Here is a 15,498-nt window from a genome sequence, read left to right on the forward strand (position 1 = left end):
TGAACATCAGCGTGACGCCTTCGAACCTCCCCTTGTCGATCCTGGACCTCGCGCAGATCGGCCGTACCGAGACTGCCGCGCAGAGCCTTTCCGCCAGTGTCGATCTCGCCCAGAATGCGGAGAAGTGGGGCTATCGCCGAATCTGGTACGCCGAGCACCACAACATGTCGGCCATCGCTTCGTCGGCGCCTGCGGTGCTCATCGCCCACATCGCCGCGCACACCTCGACCATCCGTCTCGGTGCGGGCGGCGTGATGCTGCCCAACCACTCGCCCCTCACAATCGCCGAGCAGTTCGGCACGCTCGCCGAGCTCCATCCCGGACGCATCGACCTCGGTCTCGGTCGGGCTCCCGGCAGCGATCAGCAGACCTTCGCCGCGTTGCGCCGTACCCATGCCTCGGCCGAGCGGTTCCCGCATGACGTCCTGGAACTGCAGGCCTTCCTCGGCGACGAGTCGCGCGTCGAAGGCGTGCGTGCGACACCCGGCGCCGGCACCCACGTGCCGCTGTACATCCTCGGCTCATCGCTGTTCGGTGCGCAGCTCGCGGCTGCGCTGGGACTCCCCTATGCCTTCGCCTCCCACTTCGCGCCGCAGGCACTCACCGAGGCTGTTGCGTTGTACCGCCGCGAGTTCCGGCCGTCGGAGGCGCTGGCCGAGCCCTACGTGATCGCCGGTGTCGGTGCGATCGCCGACGACGACGCGGACCGTGCCCGAGAGCAACTACAGATCGCGAAACGGCAGCGGGTGTCCCTGCTCTTCGGACGGGGCCGCACGTTCACCGACGAAGAGGCCGACGCCATCCTGTCGATGCCGCAGGGCCGCCAGATCGACGAGATGACCACGTATTCGGGAGTCGGCACGCCCGCGGAGGTCCGCGACTATCTCGGCTGGTTCGCCGGCCACGCCGACGCCGACGAGCTGATCGTCGCGTCGATGGCCCCCGACCGCGAGGTGTGGCTGGGCACCTTCGGCCATCTCGCCCCACTGAATTCGCCGGTGGCCGTAGGCCGCTGACCCGACGCCGGCAGACGGCCCGTCAGACCAGCCGGAAGTCCTCGAAGTCGAAGCCGGGCACCACGATACAGCTGACGAGCGCGGGCTCGTCACCAGCCGGCCGGGCCCGCTGCCATACACCCGGTGGCACGAGCGCCTGCGGGTGCTGTCCGGACTCGATGTCGGGTCCGACGAGAACAGTGCTCGGATCGCCGGGCTCATCGGCATCGCCACCGAGGTCGAGTTCGACGGGGGCGCCGCGATGGTGGAGCCAGAGCTCACTACTGCGGACCGTGTGCCACGCCGACTCATCGCCCGGCATCAGTACGAAGTAGATCGCGGTACCGGCAGCACGGTCACCGGTGTACTCCCCCGGCAGCACCCCACGCGGGATCTCGACCTCGCTGCGCCAGGTCTGCCGGTACCAGCCACCCTCGGGATGCGGCTGCAGGTCCAGTTCACGCACCCAGTCGGGCAGTTCTGCGGCACTCATCCGTGGTCTCCGTCCGTTTCCTCGAGGCGTGTGTCGTCGACGCTCATGCTCCCGTCGTGCCGCACGACTTCGGCGATCACGGTCACCGATCCGGGTGCGATCTCGGTGAACCCGGCGTCGCGGACCGCCACCGCTGTCCCGACGGCGTCCGCCGCAAGCAGGTCGGCCCACCGCTCAGGGGTGGCCTGACGAACCGCGAGCGGGCACCCATCCGATTTCCATCGGATCGCCTCCTCGGTCGTCAGCAACTTCGCCGAAAGCATGGACGCGTGTCCGACCTGCGCCGCCAGTTTGCCGACGGTCATCGCCAGATCCGGACTGGTCCACAACACGACTCCGCGCTCGGGCGGCTCGCCGGGCAGCGCGCCCTCGACATCGGTCCCACCGATCTGCAGCTTCGCGACACGACGGTCGAGGTCACCCACCCGGCCGGGGACGAACGCACGCGCCGATGCGCCGCCTTCGGTGGCGGTCACGCCCCAGACTTCCTGCGCGGCAGCCCATTGCGCCCCACGCGCCCGTCGGGCGATCTTTCGGATCCGTGCACCGCACCAGTCGTCCATCGCCGATGCCCACGGACCCTCGCCGGCACTCCGTTCGTCGAGGCACAGCAGCGCCACCGCCCGCGCCGCGGCGGTCAGCAGGTCGGTGCGGTCAGGCGGATCGTTCTTCTCGATGCGCAGCACCATCGCCATCGCCAGAACGTCGGCGGGATCGGCCGGGTCGTCGCCGCCGCCGACGTAACCGACCAGTCGGCGATGGTCCGCGGCGATCGCATCGACGTCGGCGAGCGGCGCGTCCGGGGTCTCGAAGTCCATGGCGCGGGGGCGCATTCAGCCCAGGGGCACCCGGCGATAGACACCGTCGGCGGCGTCGGCCGCCTCGATCTCGTCGCGGGACACACCCAGGATGAACAGGACCCCGTCGAGGAACGGGTGATTCAGCGTGGCGTCGGCCACCTCGCGCAGCGCTGGTTTGGCGTTGAAGGCGATGCCCAGTCCGGCGACGCTGAGCATGTCGATGTCGTTGGCGCCGTCGCCCACGGCGATCGTCTGCTCCATCGGCACCCCGACCTGGTCGGCGAACGACCGCAGGGCGTGCGCCTTACCCATCCGGTCGATCACCTCGCCGACGACCCGGCCGGTGAGCTTGCCGTCGACGATCTCGAGGGTGTTCGCCCGGACGAAGTCGAGTTCGAGTTCGTGCGCGAGTCCGTCGATGACCTGGCGGAAGCCGCCCGACACGAGCCCGCAGTGGAAACCTAGACGGTGCAGCGTGCGGATCGTGGTGCGCGCGCCGGGAGTGAGTTCGAGCGACTTGGCGACGTCGTCGAGGACACTCGCGTCGAGACCTGCCAGCGCCTTGACACGTTCGTGAAGCGACTGCGCGAAGTCGAGTTCGCCACGCATGGCCGCCTCGGTCACCGCGGCGACCTCGGCTTCGCGGCCGGCGTGCGCGGCGAGCATCTCGATGACCTCACCTTGGATGAGGGTCGAGTCGACGTCGAAGACGATGAGCCGCTTGGCACGCCGGGCGAGGCCGCCGCGCTCCACCGCGATGTCCACCGCGTGCTTCGCGGCCACCTCGGCGAGGCCCTTGCGCAGAGCGGCGTCGGCCGCGACGCCGCCGCGGCCGGCGACACTGACCATCAGTTCGAGCCCGGTGAGCGGATAGTCGGCGATCCCGCGGATCGAGTCGATGTTGCCGCCCTGGCTCGCCAGTTTGGCGGCGACCGCGCTGAAGGCGGTCGCGGTCACCGGACTGCCGAGGATGACGACGGCATGCGATGACGGCGAACGGCTACCCGGATCCACCCCGATCTCGACGCGGACCTCGAAACCGATGGAGGCCATCGCCTGTTCGACGACTTCCTGCAGGGCTTCGGGGTCGCCGGCCGACGACACCAGGACACCGAGGGTGAGCTGCCCCCGGATGACAACCTGCTCGACGTCGAGCAGGGCAACGGCCTGACCGGCCAGGGCACCCATGAGAACAGAGGTGACACCTGGCCGGTCGGGACCGGTGACGGTGACCAGGACGGTCGTACCGGAACTGGCTGTCGAGTCCTTGCTCACCGGTCAGCGCGGGTCGGGATCCGGAGATCCCTCGTGCGTTCCCACGGTGAACGGCTCGCGGCGAGCCTCTTCCATCTGACGGTCCTTGCCCGCTTCGTGACCCGGACCCACGTGCGCTTCGGCACGCATCCGGTCGATCATGTGCGGGTAGTGCAGCTCGAACGCCGGACGCTCCGACCGGATGCGGGGCAGCTCGGTGAAGTTGTGGCGCGGCGGCGGGCACGAGGTGGCCCACTCGAGCGAGTTGCCGAAGCCCCACGGGTCGTCGACGGTCACGACCTCGCCGTAGCGGTAGCTGCGGAAGACGTTCCACAGGAACGGCAGGGTCGACAGGCCGAGGATGAACGCACCAGCCGTCGAGATCATGTTCAGCGTGGTGAAGCCGTCCGACGGGAGGTAGTCGGCGTAACGACGCGGCATGCCCTCGTTGCCCAGCCAGTGCTGCACCAGGAAGGTCATGTGGAAGCCGATGAACGTCATCCAGAAGTGGATCTTGCCGAGCCGCTCGTCGAGCATGCGTCCGGTCATCTTCGGGAACCAGAAGTAGATGCCGGCGTAGGTGGCGAACACGATGGTGCCGAAGAGCACGTAGTGGAAGTGCGCGACCACGAAGTAGCTGTCGGACAGGTGAAAGTCCAGCGGCGGGCTGGCGAGCAGGACACCGGTCAGACCACCGAAGAGGAACGTGACGATGAAGCCGACCGAGAACAGCATCGGCGATTCGAACGTCATGTGACCTCGCCACATCGTTCCGATCCAGTTGAAGAACTTCACGCCCGTGGGCACCGCGATCAGGAACGTCATGAAGGAGAAGAACGGCAGCAGCACGGCGCCGGTGACGTACATGTGGTGGGCCCACACCGCGGCCGACAGGGCGGCGATGGCAAGGGTGGCGTAGATCAGGCCCGAGTAACCGAAGATCGGCTTACGCGAGAAGACCGGGAAGACCTCGGACACGATGCCGAAGAACGGCAGGGCGATGACGTACACCTCGGGGTGTCCGAAGAACCAGAAGAGGTGCTGCCACAGGATGACGCCACCGTTGGCCGGGTCGTAGATGTGGGCACCGAACTGGCGGTCGACCTCGAGACCCATCAGCGCCGCGGTGAGCAGCGGGAAGATGAGGAGGATCAGGACGCTGGTCACCAGGATGTTCCAGGTGAAGATCGGCATGCGGAACATCGTCATACCGGGTGCGCGGAGGCAGACCACGGTGGTGACCATGTTGACCGCGCCGAGGATGGTGCCGAGACCACCGACGGCCAGACCCATGATCCACAGGTCGGCACCGATGCCGGGGCTGTGCACCGCATCGGTCAGCGGGGTGTACGCGGTCCAGCCGAAGTCGGCGGCACCGCCCGGGGTGATGAAGCCGGCGATCGCGATGGTCGAACCGAACACGAACAGCCAGAAGCCGAGCGCGTTCAGTCGCGGGAAGGCGACGTCGGGCGAGCCGATCTGCAGCGGCAGCACGAAGTTGGCGAAGCCGATCACGATCGGGGTCGCGTACATCAGCAGCATCACGGTGCCGTGCATCGTGAAGAGCTGGTTGAACTGCTCAGTGGACAAGAACTGCATGCCCGGCATCGCGAGCTCGCCGCGCATCAGCAGGGCCATGAGGCCGCCGATGAGGAAGAACGCGAAGCAGGCAGAGATGTACATCATGCCGATCAACTTGTGATCGGTCGTCGTCAGCAGCTTGTAGATGAACGAACCCTTGGGCTGATAGCGCTCCGGGAACGGACGCACTGGAGCCACTTGCGTGGTGGGTTGGTCTACCGCGGTCACAGATCCTCCTCTTGCCCGAAACCCACTCCGAACCCCTTCGGACGTGGGTCGGCACATGAACAAACCGAGCGCTGGTTACTGATCCTAAACCCTCACCGGTGCCCGAGCCGAGCGGGTCCTACGATCTGTCGTATTCGATGTCGGAGCCGCCGGATCGGCAGTGCTCATCGGCGGTTTCTTCGACGACGCGCGGGGCTCTCGGAGCAGCCTCCCGGGCGCCGGTGTCCGGTGCCGCGGTGTGCGCTCCCGAGCCTACGCCGGGCACTGTGAGGCCGGTGCTAGGTTGGGCGGGTGCAACGCAGGGTCACGGTCGCGAACGAGGCTGACAGAAGTGTCGACGCCGGCACCCGCTTCTCCCTCCTCCGACGCGCGGGCCTGGCGACGACGATCGGGTTGACGATGGTCGCACTGGCCGCCTGTTCGGGCGAACAGCCGCTGACGACCCCGGACGGCTCCCCCATCTCCACCGTGACCACCCGAGTCGCCGAGGTGAACATCGTCTCGGCCGACCGCGACTACGCGACGACCTGCCTCGCGCCCACCGCGCCGGATGCCGGTCAGGCCGATGTCGAACGCATCGTCGTCACCGACCCCGCCGTTCTCGACGCACTCTGCGCACTCGGGCTCGGCCCCGAGGTCGTCGCGGTGGCGGCCGACCCCGGCTCCGTCCCGGCATATCTGGGTCCGCAGCTGACCGCGGTCCCGACCATCGGATCGGCCCCCGACACCGCAGCGGTCGCCGACGCCGACGCCGGCCTCGTGCTCACCACCGCCGACACCGCGGACTCGGCGCGACCGTTCACCGGCGTCCGTTCCGTCACCATCCCGGCCGGCGGCACCTGGAAAGAGACGTTCCAGGCGGTCGCCGACGCCGTGAACCGCAGCGAGGCAGGTCGGGCCCGGCTCGCCGAGTACACGACCGAGGCCACCAAGACCGGCCGACGGATGGATGCCGCCCACACGCAGGTGTCACTGGTGCGATTCGGGGACGACTCCGAGACGATCGCCGGGATGGACACCTTCGCCGGGCAGGTCCTCGGCGACATCGGCGTCCAACGCCCCGCCCCGCAGCGCGTGCCGGACTCGTTCCCCGTCACCGACGAGAACTTCCGCGACGCCGACGCCGACCTCATCTATGTCAGCTTCGAGGGCGAGAAGGGTCTCGCCCACGGCGAAGACGTCCTGTTGAGCGACGAATGGCTCAGTCTCGGGGCACCCGTGTGGAAGCGCGTCCTCGCGGTCGACGACGCGCTCTGGTACGAGTCCTCGGGGCTCGCCGCCGCCTGGCTGGTCCTCAACGACGTCAAGGGATCACTCGACGGGAACTCCTGACCTCGCCCTCTCCAGGTGTCGCGGTTCGTTGCCTCAGGCGCAACGAAGCGCTACATCTGCACGGGTTGTCGCGGTCACTTCGGATCACCGGCGTCCTAACCCTCGCCGGGGCGGCGTCGACACATCAGGATCGGCGCATGAGTGTCACCGACGAATACCTCGCGAACAACGCTGAATACGCCAAGACCTTCGACGGCCCGCTGCCGCTGCCGCCCGCCAAGCACGTGGCGGTGGTGGCCTATATGGACGCCCGACTCGACGTGTACCGCATCCTCGGACTGAACGACGGGGAAGCCCACGTCATCCGGAACGCCGGCGGCGTGGTGACCGACGACGAGATCCGCTCGCTGGCCATCAGTCAGCGACTGCTCGGCACCACCGAGATCATCCTCATCCACCACACCGACTGCGGCATGCTGACCTTCACCGACGACGACTTCAAACGACAGATCCAGGATGAGATCGGACAGAAGCCGGCCTGGTCGGCCGAGGCGTTCGGTGACCTCGACGACGACGTCCGACAGTCGCTGACCCGAATCCGGAACAGCCCGTTCGTCACCAAGACCACGTCGCTGCGCGGCTTCGTCTTCGACGTCGCGACCGGACTCCTGCGCGAGGTGTCCTGACCTGAGTACCTAGTCGTCCGTCGAGCCGCCGCCCTCGGAGCGCTGAACCGCTTCGGGGGCGTTCTCACGCGTGGCCATCCCGCCCTCGCGCCCGTGGTCCTGCGGGCCGGGCGGGTCCTTCTCCACTTCCTTCTCAGGAGCGTCTGTCCCGGACGTCTTGTGGTTGTCGGACTGTCCCATCGATACCTCCGTGCTCGTGCCGGCTGCGACGATCGGCGATACCCGGGGAGTCGGGCGGACAAACCACCTCGCTGCCCGGCCGGCCGCGCGACGCCCGGGCGGTGTCGGAGGCCACGGCTAAACTGGCCGACGATCCTCGATGTCACATGATTCGCCGTCCAGCGGTCAGACTCCCCCGGACTCTGCCCCGAAGCCTCATCTCGCCGAGCCCCTGCACGCCCTCTGGCGGCCGGGCGTCGGCATGGCGGTGTGGATCGACGGCGATGTTTCCGATCTCCCGCCACCCCTACGCGACCTCCTCGACGGACGACGTTTCCGCAGCGAGATCCCCGTCGTCGACGCCGACGATCGACGGCAGTTCGTGCGCGCCGCGACGCTCGGTCTGATGTCGGCGGTCACTTTGCTCGACGCATCGCGGTCGGTCCCGGTGACGGGTGACGTCCGGTGGTACCGGTACCTGCTCGACGGCGCGAGGTCGTTCGTGCGGTCCGGCACGGTGGTGCCGTCGGTGCAGCAGGTGGCCGGCGAGTGGATGGTTCGCTGGGTCGCCGTCGCGACACCGACGTGGCGCAGCTGGCACGCAGTCGTGGTGGGAAGCGCGCCGGACGCGCTGCTGCACAACGGTTCCGCGGCAGCCCTCGACGACTTCCTCACCGAGCTCGTCGACCACGAATGCCGTTCTGCCATCGCGCGTTCCGCGATCCGTCTCGGCGAACCGCGACCCGCGTCACCGATCGTTCGGGCACTGCTCCCCGACGCCGATCCCCGCCCACCCAGCTCGCCTGAACGCCTCGCGGCCGCCGCGGGCGGCTGGTCGAGATGGAATTCCGGCGCACCACGCGACGATCGTTCGCTGATCTTCCGCCTGCACGAGCCGGAGTACGACGATCTCGCCGAGGGCCAGTGGGACGACGCCTGGGCTGACGACACCTTCGAGGTGCCGAGCCGCACCGAGGTCGCCGAGTCCGCTCGGTGGCGACTGCAGGTCTGCCGGCGGAGCATCGACGGGCAGGTCGAACCCGTCGCACCGCACCGGATCGACGCCCACGAGCTCGACGAGCTGACGACCGAACTGGCGACGGCCGTACGCGAGTTCCCGGATCTCGGCCGGGCCGATCCCGACCGCGGCTCCCTCGACTTCCTGCTGCCGACCGAGGTCGCCGAAGAACTCTTCGCCACCGGCGCGGCGGCGCTCGGAGCGGCCGGGATCCCGGTACTGCTCCCCCGGACGATCGCCGAGGTCCGCCCGAGCCTGACGCTGCGCGCGCTCGCCCCGCCCGGTGGCGGTGCGCCGGCGGCGATGGTCGGCCTGCGGGAGATCCGCGAGTTCGAGTGGCGGCTGGCTCTCGGCGACACACCCGACGCCATCACGCTCACCGACGCCGACCTCGACGAGTTGTCCGGGCAGAAGGGCGACCTGGTCCGGGTGCGCGGGGTGTGGATGCGCGCCGAGGGTTCCGCGTTGACCCGGGCCGCCGCGTTCGTCGCCACCCAGCGCGCACTGGCCGCGACCGAACCGCCGAGCGACTTCGGCGAGCTGTTCAACCTCGTCACCGGCGAGTCGGATCGGCTACCCGTTCCGGTCTCGCGCGTCGAGGGCCTGTCGTGGCTCGACGACGTCGCCGACGGCGGTACCCTCCGACCCGAATCCATCTCGCCACCAGCGGACTTGGCCGCCACCCTGCGCCCCTACCAGCAGCGGGGGCTGGACTGGCTCGCCCATCTGTCGACGCTCGGGGTCGGGGGTGTGCTGGCCGACGACATGGGCCTGGGCAAGACGCTGCAGGTCATCGCGCTGGAGTGTCATGAGAGGAGCCGTCGGCCCGGTTCGCCCGAGGCCGAGCCCCCGAAGCCGACACTCGTCGTCTGCCCGATGTCACTGGTCGGCAACTGGGCGCGCGAGTTCGCCCGCTTCGCGCCGACACTGCGGGTGGCGATCCACCACGGGCCGTCCCGGGAGTCCGGCGCCGCCTTCGCCGGGATTCGGGACTCCGTCGACGTCGTGGTCACGACCTTCGCGATCGCGGCGCGCGACCACGAGCTGCTGGCGTCCCGGCCCTGGCACCGGATCGTCGTCGACGAGGCGCAACACCTCAAGAATGTGAACACCATTGCGGCCAAAGCGGTTCGGACGGTCCCCGCCGATCACCGTGTCGCCCTCACCGGCACCCCGGTCGAGAACCGACTGGAGGATCTCCGCGCCGTCATCGACCTGGTCAACCCCGGTCTGCTCGGGTCGGCCTCGGTCTTCCGGGCGCGCTACGCCGAACCGATCGAACGAGACCGCGATCCGGCCGCGCTCCGACGACTCTCGGCGATCACCCGCCCCTTCATCCTGCGACGTGAGAAGAGCGACCCGGCGATCGCCGCCGACCTCCCGGAGAAGGCCGACTTCGCCGTTCGGGCCAACCTCACGGTCGAGCAGGCGGCGTTGTACCGCGCGGTGATCGACGAACTGATGGCAGCACTACGGGACAAACAGCAACGGACGCTACGACGCCGCAACGTGCTCGCGGCGCTGACCCGGCTCAAACAGGTGTGCAACCACCCGGCGCACTACCTCGCCGACGGCACCGACCTCGTCCGCGACGGCGAACACCGTTCGGGCAAGGTCGAACTGCTCGCCGACATCGTGTCCACGGTCGCCGACGAGGGCGACCGCGCACTGGTCTTCACCCAGTTCGCCGCCTTCGGCGACATGCTCTCGTCGTGGCTGAGTGCGGAGTTCGGCACCGAGATCCCGCTGCTCCACGGCGGTCTGGGCCGCACCGAACGCGACCGGATGGTCGCCGACTTCCAGGCCGACGACGGGCCACCGGTCCTGCTGGCGACGTTGAAGGCCGGGGGCACCGGCCTCAACCTGACCGCCGCCAACAACGTCATCCACGTCGACCGGTGGTGGAATCCGGCCGTCGAGGACCAGGCCACCGACCGCGCCTACCGGATCGGCCAGGATCAGAAGGTGTCGGTGCATCGGTTCGTCTGTGTCGGCACCATCGAGGAGCGTATCGACGACATGATCGCCAAGAAACGCGAGTTGTCCCGACTGACGGTCGCCGCGGGTGAGAACTGGGTGTCCGACCTCGCCGACGACGAACTCTTCGAGCTGTTCCGGCTGCGCGACGAGGCGGTCAGCGAATGACGGTGCGCAAGAAGGGCACGCAACGCCGAGGCGAGCGCGGCACGATCGCCGTCCGCGGTTACGGCCTCACCTCGTGGTCGCGCGGTTTCGTCGACGTCGTCGAGGGTCGCGGCGCCGACGGCGAGTCGGTTGCCGACAGTCGCCGCATCACGAAGGCGCGCAGGTACTTCCGTGATCGCCATGTGCGCGGCCTGCGGATCGGCGCCGGCCAGGTGACCGCTTCGGTCGAAGGCACCCAGCTCGAACCGTTCGACGTCATCCTGACCACCCGCACCGTCGACACCGCGACGCTCGCGACCCTCCTCAGCGAGAGGGGCGCCGTCGACGAACTCATGCTGCTGACACGCGGTGAGCAACCACCGACGCTGGGTGAACTGCTGGTGCCCACCGAGTCCGCCGACGTCGAGACCGACTGCACCTGCCCCGACGAGGCACCGCGGTGCATCCACGCGCTCGTCACCTGTTACGAGGTGGCCGCCGAGATCGACCGCACCCCGCTGACCCTGCTCACGGTGATGGGTACCGATCTTCGGGCCCTGCTGGCCGAGATCGATTCGCGCCCCGCGGACACGCGGACATCGGACGAGGCCGGGGCATCGGACTCGTTGCGGCCCGACGACTTCTACGGCACCACCTCGACACTGCCACCGCTACCGTCGCCGTCGCGGATGAACCCGCTGACCGCACTCGACGGCGCGGAGCTACGCGCCGCATTGCGCGCGACCGGTGTGGCGCCCGCCGACATCGCCGAGACGATCGACGAACTCGGCGACCTCTACGACCGCCTCACCGCCGACGATTCGTAGCGTCCCGAGGAGACTCGAGATTAGAAGTCCCAGTCCTCGTCCTCGGTGTTGACGGCCTTGCCGATGACGTATGAACTGCCCGACCCGGAGAAGAAGTCGTGGTTCTCGTCGGCGTTGGGCGACAGCGCCGACAGAATCGCCGGGTTCACGTCGGTCTCGTCGCGCGGGAACATCGCCTCATAGCCCAGGTTCATCAGGGCCTTGTTCGCGTTGTAGCGCAGGAACTTCTTGACGTCCTCGCTGAGCCCGACCTCGTCGTAGAGCGCCTCGGTGTAGTCGCTCTCGTTGTCGTACAGCTCGAACAGCAACTCGAAGGTGTAGTCCTTGAGTTCCTGCCGACGCTCCGGGGTCTCGACCTCGAGCGCCCGCTGGTACTTGTAGCCGATGTAGTACCCGTGGACCGCCTCGTCGCGGATGATGAGACGGATCAGGTCGGCGGTGTTGGTGAGCTTGGCTCGGCTCGACCAGTACATCGGCAGGTAGAAGCCGGAGTAGAACAGGAACGACTCGAGCAGCGTCGAGGCGACCTTGCGCTTCAGTGGGTCGTCGCCACGGTAGTAGTCCATGACGATCTGCGCCTTGCGCTGGAGTTGTTCGTTCTCCTCCGACCAGCGGAACGCCTCGTCGATCTCCTTGGTGGAGCAGAGCGTGGAGAAGATCGAGCTGTAGCTCTTGGCGTGCACCGACTCCATGAACGCGATGTTGGTGAGCACCGCCTCCTCGTGCGGGGTGGTCGCGTCCGGGATCAGCGACACCGCGCCGACCGTGCCCTGGATGGTGTCGAGCAGGGTGAGACCGGTGAACACCCGCATGGTGAGCTGCTTCTCGTACTCGGTGAGCGTGCCCCACGACGGGATGTCGTTGGACACCGGCACCTTCTCGGGCAGCCAGAAGTTGCCGGTGAGGCGATCCCACACCTCGGCGTCCTTCTCGTCGGGCACGCGGTTCCAGTTGATCGCCGAGACCCGGCTGACCAGCTTGAGCTTCTCAGACATGGCAGATGTCGCTTTCTTCACTCATCGGGTTTGGCTACATCGTCGATGCAGTACTGACACGTGTTTTTGAACACGCCTTTGTTCGTGTGATATCTGGTGTGGGCGTTCCGCTTACTCGAAGGCATCGGCCGTCCCTTGCGAACCGCAGACATCTTCTGCCGCGTTTCCTCGCTCGCGCGACGCCCGAAGTTCGGATTCCCCTCACCTTTTCGTTGCTCCGAGAGTCGAGCACGAGCCTCGTCTGACATGACATGGCCGTAACTAGGGTGTGCCGGTCCGAACTTCCCGAAGTTCGGATTGGCCTCTCCGGTGATTGAACCGCTGCGTTGGGCCGACCACCTCTCCCGCTGCTCGGCAGAGTGCTTGAGGCCGTAGAACGGATTTTCTTCCGCAAAGCGACTCAAGCCTTTTCTGCCTGTCGATCGAAGCCGAGCCGCCTCCCGCATCTCCTCTGTCCACACCACTCCGGTGGGTCCAAGCCCACCTTCTGCCAGGTTGAGAAGCGGTTGCCCATCACGCCGCAAGTGCGCGATCCAGGCGATCTCGGCCGCGCCCAGTTCGTCGAGTCCTTCGACGAACTGCAGCTCGTCCGCCACGACCATCGCTCGATCTTGCAACCGGAGCCAGTCATAGAACGGCGTCTTCCTGCCGGCCGCTGCCACTTTGAAGTGCTGCCGTAGTCGGTATTGCTGTGTCTTCGTGGTCAGCCCGACATAGCGGTAGTCATACGCGGTCCGCAAGCGAACCCCGTAGATCACTCCGTCTGTAGCCGCACCCTTGTTCTTAAGCAACGGATCACACTCGGTTGGTCACAACATGCAGCTGACGCAATTTTCCACCTCGGTCCCCTCGAGCGCGATCTGGCGCAGGCGGATGTAGTAGAGCGTCTTGATCCCCTTGCGCCATGCGTAGATCTGCGCCTTGTTGACGTCGCGCGTGGTGGCGGTGTCCTTGAAGAAGAGCGTCAGGCTGAGGCCCTGGTCGACGTGCTGCGTGGCCGCGGCGTAGGTGTCGATGATCTTCTCGTACCCGATCTCGTACGCATCCTGGTAGTACTCCAGGTTGTCGTTGGTCATGTAGGGCGCCGGGTAGTAGACGCGGCCGATCTTGCCTTCCTTGCGGATCTCGATCTTGGCGGCGACCGGGTGGATCGAGCTCGTCGAGTGGTTGATGTAGCTGATCGAGCCGGTCGGCGGGACGGCCTGCAGGTTCTGGTTGTAGATGCCGTCGCGCTGGACGGCCTCCTTCAGTTCGCGCCAGTCGTCCTGGGTCGGGATGGCGATCCCGGCCTGGCCGAACAGATCCCGCACCTTCTGGGTTTCCGGCTCCCACACCTTGTTCAGGTACTTGTCGAAGAACTCGCCGCTTGCGTACTTCGACTTCTCGAAGCCGGTGAACGCCCGGCCGCGCTCCTTGGCGATCCGGTTCGACGCGCGCAGGGCGTGGAACAGCACCGTGTAGAAGTAGATGTTCGTGAAGTCGATGCCCTCATCGCTGCCGTAGAAGACCCGTTCACGCGCCAGGTATCCGTGCAGGTTCATCTGCCCCAGGCCGATGGCGTGAGAGTTGTTGTTGCCGAACTCGATCGAGGGCACGGAGGTGATCGAGGTCTGGTCGCTCACCGCGGTGAGACCCCGGATCGCGGTCTCGATGGTCTGGCCGATGTCGGGCGAATCCATCGTCTTGGCGATGTTCAGCGAGCCGAGGTTGCACGAGATGTCCTTGCCCACTTCGGCATACGACAGGTCGTCGTTGAAGGTCGACGGCGTCGACACCTGCAGGATCTCCGAGCACAGGTTGGAGTGGGTGATCTTGCCGTCGATCGGGTTCGCCCGGTTCACCGTGTCCTCGAACATGATGTACGGGTACCCGGACTCGAACTGCAGCTCGGCGAGGGTCTGGAAGAACTCGCGGGCCTTGATCTTGGTCTTGCGGATCCGTCGGTCCTCGACCATCTCGTGGTACTTGTCCGTCACGTTGATGTCGGCGAACGGGACGCCGTAGACGCGTTCGACGTCGTACGGGCTGAACAGGTACATGTCGTCGTTGGCCTTGGCCAGCTCGAACGTGATGTCCGGGATGACCACACCGAGCGACAGGGTCTTGATGCGGATCTTCTCGTCCGCGTTCTCGCGCTTGGTGTCGAGGAAGCGGTAGATGTCGGGGTGGTGTGCGTGCAGGTACACCGCGCCCGCACCCTGCCGGGCACCGAGCTGGTTGGCGTAGGAGAACGAGTCCTCGAGCAGCTTCATGATCGGGATGACACCCGAACTCTGGTTCTCGATCTTCTTGATCGGCGCGCCGTGCTCACGGATGTTGCTGAGCAGCAACGCAACTCCGCCGCCTCGCTTGGACAGCTGCAACGCCGAGTTGATCGACCGGCCGATCGACTCCATGTTGTCCTCGATGCGCAGCAGGAAGCACGAGACCGGCTCGCCACGCTGCTTCTTGCCGGAGTTGAGGAAGGTCGGCGTCGCCGGCTGGAACCGACCCGAGATGATCTCGTCGACGAGGTTGCGGGCGAGCGTGGTGTCACCGTCGGCCAGGGTCAGCGCCACCATGCACACGCGGTCCTCGAAACGCTCGAGGTACCGCTTGCCGTCGAAGGTCTTCAGCGTGTAGCTCGTGTAGTACTTGAACGCCCCGAGGAAGGTCGGGAACCGGAACTTCTTGCCGTAGGCGTGATCGAACAGTTCGTTCACGAACGCGCGGTCGTACTTCGCGAGGACCTCGGGCTCGTAGTAGTTCTCCTCGATGAGGTAGTCGAGCTTCTCGTCGCGATCGTGGAAGAAGACGGTGTTCTGGTTGACGTGCTGCAGGAAGTACTGGTTCGCCGCCTCGCGATCCTTGTCGAACTGGATCTTGCCGTCGGCGTCGTACAGGTTGAGCATCGCGTTGAGCGCGTGGAAGTCGAGCTCTCCGGGATCATGCCCCGCAGGCCCGGGGTGCACGCCCGACTTGCTGGCTGAAGTGGTGTCCGAGACGGCGGCGGTGGGCGACACGACAGATGACTCCTGCGGATAGTGGTGGCTGAGGCCGATGATGGGCACGGTATCGACGGGGTAC

Annotated in this window: 13 protein-coding genes; 5 read left to right on the forward strand and 8 right to left on the reverse strand. The window is 66.9% G+C overall.

Features of this window, described 5'->3' with window-relative positions; all coding sequences use genetic code 11:
* Nucleotides 1-11 precede the first annotated feature (11 nt).
* Nucleotides 12-1,016 carry an LLM class flavin-dependent oxidoreductase gene (locus MHN80_RS15495; protein WP_033204044.1) on the forward strand — a complete coding sequence of 335 codons (1,005 nt, stop codon included), beginning with the start codon at nt 12-14 and terminating at the stop codon, nt 1,014-1,016.
* A 22-nt stretch (nt 1,017-1,038) separates the two neighbouring features.
* Here MHN80_RS15495 and MHN80_RS15500 read toward each other — a convergent pair whose 3' ends face one another.
* The 4 genes from MHN80_RS15500 to ctaD are packed head-to-tail and all read right to left on the reverse strand — an operon-like array spanning nt 1,039 to nt 5,351.
* Nucleotides 1,039-1,488: a cupin domain-containing protein gene (locus tag MHN80_RS15500; protein WP_239402544.1), complete on the reverse strand. Its 450-nt coding sequence runs from the start codon at nt 1,486-1,488 to the stop codon at nt 1,039-1,041.
* Nucleotides 1,485-2,321 carry an aminoacyl-tRNA hydrolase gene (locus MHN80_RS15505; protein WP_239402545.1) on the reverse strand — a complete coding sequence of 279 codons (837 nt, stop codon included), beginning with the start codon at nt 2,319-2,321 and terminating at the stop codon, nt 1,485-1,487. The genes MHN80_RS15500 and MHN80_RS15505 overlap by 4 nt, the downstream gene beginning before the upstream one ends.
* Complete coding sequence (gene serB / locus MHN80_RS15510; protein ID WP_004019259.1) at nt 2,322-3,563, reverse strand: phosphoserine phosphatase SerB; 1,242 nt, start codon at nt 3,561-3,563, stop codon at nt 2,322-2,324. It abuts the gene before it with no gap.
* A 3-nt stretch (nt 3,564-3,566) separates the two neighbouring features.
* Nucleotides 3,567-5,351 carry a cytochrome c oxidase subunit I gene (gene ctaD, locus MHN80_RS15515; RefSeq protein ID WP_004019258.1) on the reverse strand — a complete coding sequence of 595 codons (1,785 nt, stop codon included), beginning with the start codon at nt 5,349-5,351 and terminating at the stop codon, nt 3,567-3,569.
* A gap of 291 nt (nt 5,352-5,642) precedes the next feature.
* Between ctaD and MHN80_RS15520 the strand changes: the two genes are divergently transcribed.
* A complete protein-coding gene (locus tag MHN80_RS15520; protein ID WP_239402546.1) occupies nt 5,643-6,683 on the forward strand; it encodes an ABC transporter substrate-binding protein in 1,041 nt (346 codons plus the stop codon).
* 137 nt (nt 6,684-6,820) lie between these two features.
* The gene (locus MHN80_RS15525; protein ID WP_239402547.1) at nt 6,821-7,309 is read left to right on the forward strand and encodes a carbonic anhydrase; all 489 of its coding nucleotides are present in this window, start codon (nt 6,821-6,823) and stop codon (nt 7,307-7,309) included.
* 9 nt (nt 7,310-7,318) lie between these two features.
* Here MHN80_RS15525 and MHN80_RS15530 read toward each other — a convergent pair whose 3' ends face one another.
* Nucleotides 7,319-7,489 carry a hypothetical protein gene (locus tag MHN80_RS15530; RefSeq protein ID WP_239402548.1) on the reverse strand — a complete coding sequence of 57 codons (171 nt, stop codon included), beginning with the start codon at nt 7,487-7,489 and terminating at the stop codon, nt 7,319-7,321.
* Between the two features lie 139 nt (nt 7,490-7,628).
* Between MHN80_RS15530 and MHN80_RS15535 the strand changes: the two genes are divergently transcribed.
* Entirely contained in the window at nt 7,629-10,631 is a 3,003-nt protein-coding gene (locus tag MHN80_RS15535; RefSeq protein ID WP_239402549.1) for a DEAD/DEAH box helicase, read from the forward strand.
* Entirely contained in the window at nt 10,628-11,437 is an 810-nt protein-coding gene (locus MHN80_RS15540; protein WP_239402550.1) for a hypothetical protein, read from the forward strand. The genes MHN80_RS15535 and MHN80_RS15540 overlap by 4 nt, the downstream gene beginning before the upstream one ends.
* 20 nt (nt 11,438-11,457) lie before the next feature.
* Here the strand turns inward: MHN80_RS15540 and nrdF are convergent, their stop codons facing one another.
* From nrdF to nrdE, 3 genes are read right to left on the reverse strand one after another with little or no spacing between them, the layout of a single operon-like run.
* The gene (gene nrdF / locus MHN80_RS15545) at nt 11,458-12,432 is read right to left on the reverse strand and encodes a class 1b ribonucleoside-diphosphate reductase subunit beta (protein ID WP_239402551.1); all 975 of its coding nucleotides are present in this window, start codon (nt 12,430-12,432) and stop codon (nt 11,458-11,460) included.
* 17 nt (nt 12,433-12,449) lie between these two features.
* On the reverse strand, nt 12,450-13,190 hold the full coding sequence (locus tag MHN80_RS15550) for an NUMOD3 domain-containing DNA-binding protein (protein WP_239402552.1): 741 nt from the start codon (nt 13,188-13,190) through the stop codon (nt 12,450-12,452).
* A 51-nt stretch (nt 13,191-13,241) separates the two neighbouring features.
* Nucleotides 13,242-15,434, reverse strand: a complete 2,193-nt coding sequence (gene nrdE, locus MHN80_RS15555; protein ID WP_239402671.1) for a class 1b ribonucleoside-diphosphate reductase subunit alpha — start codon at nt 15,432-15,434, stop codon at nt 13,242-13,244.
* Nucleotides 15,435-15,498 lie beyond the last annotated feature (64 nt).

This window comes from Gordonia sp. McavH-238-E (assembly GCF_022348225.1).
Taxonomy (GTDB): domain Bacteria; phylum Actinomycetota; class Actinomycetes; order Mycobacteriales; family Mycobacteriaceae; genus Gordonia; species Gordonia terrae.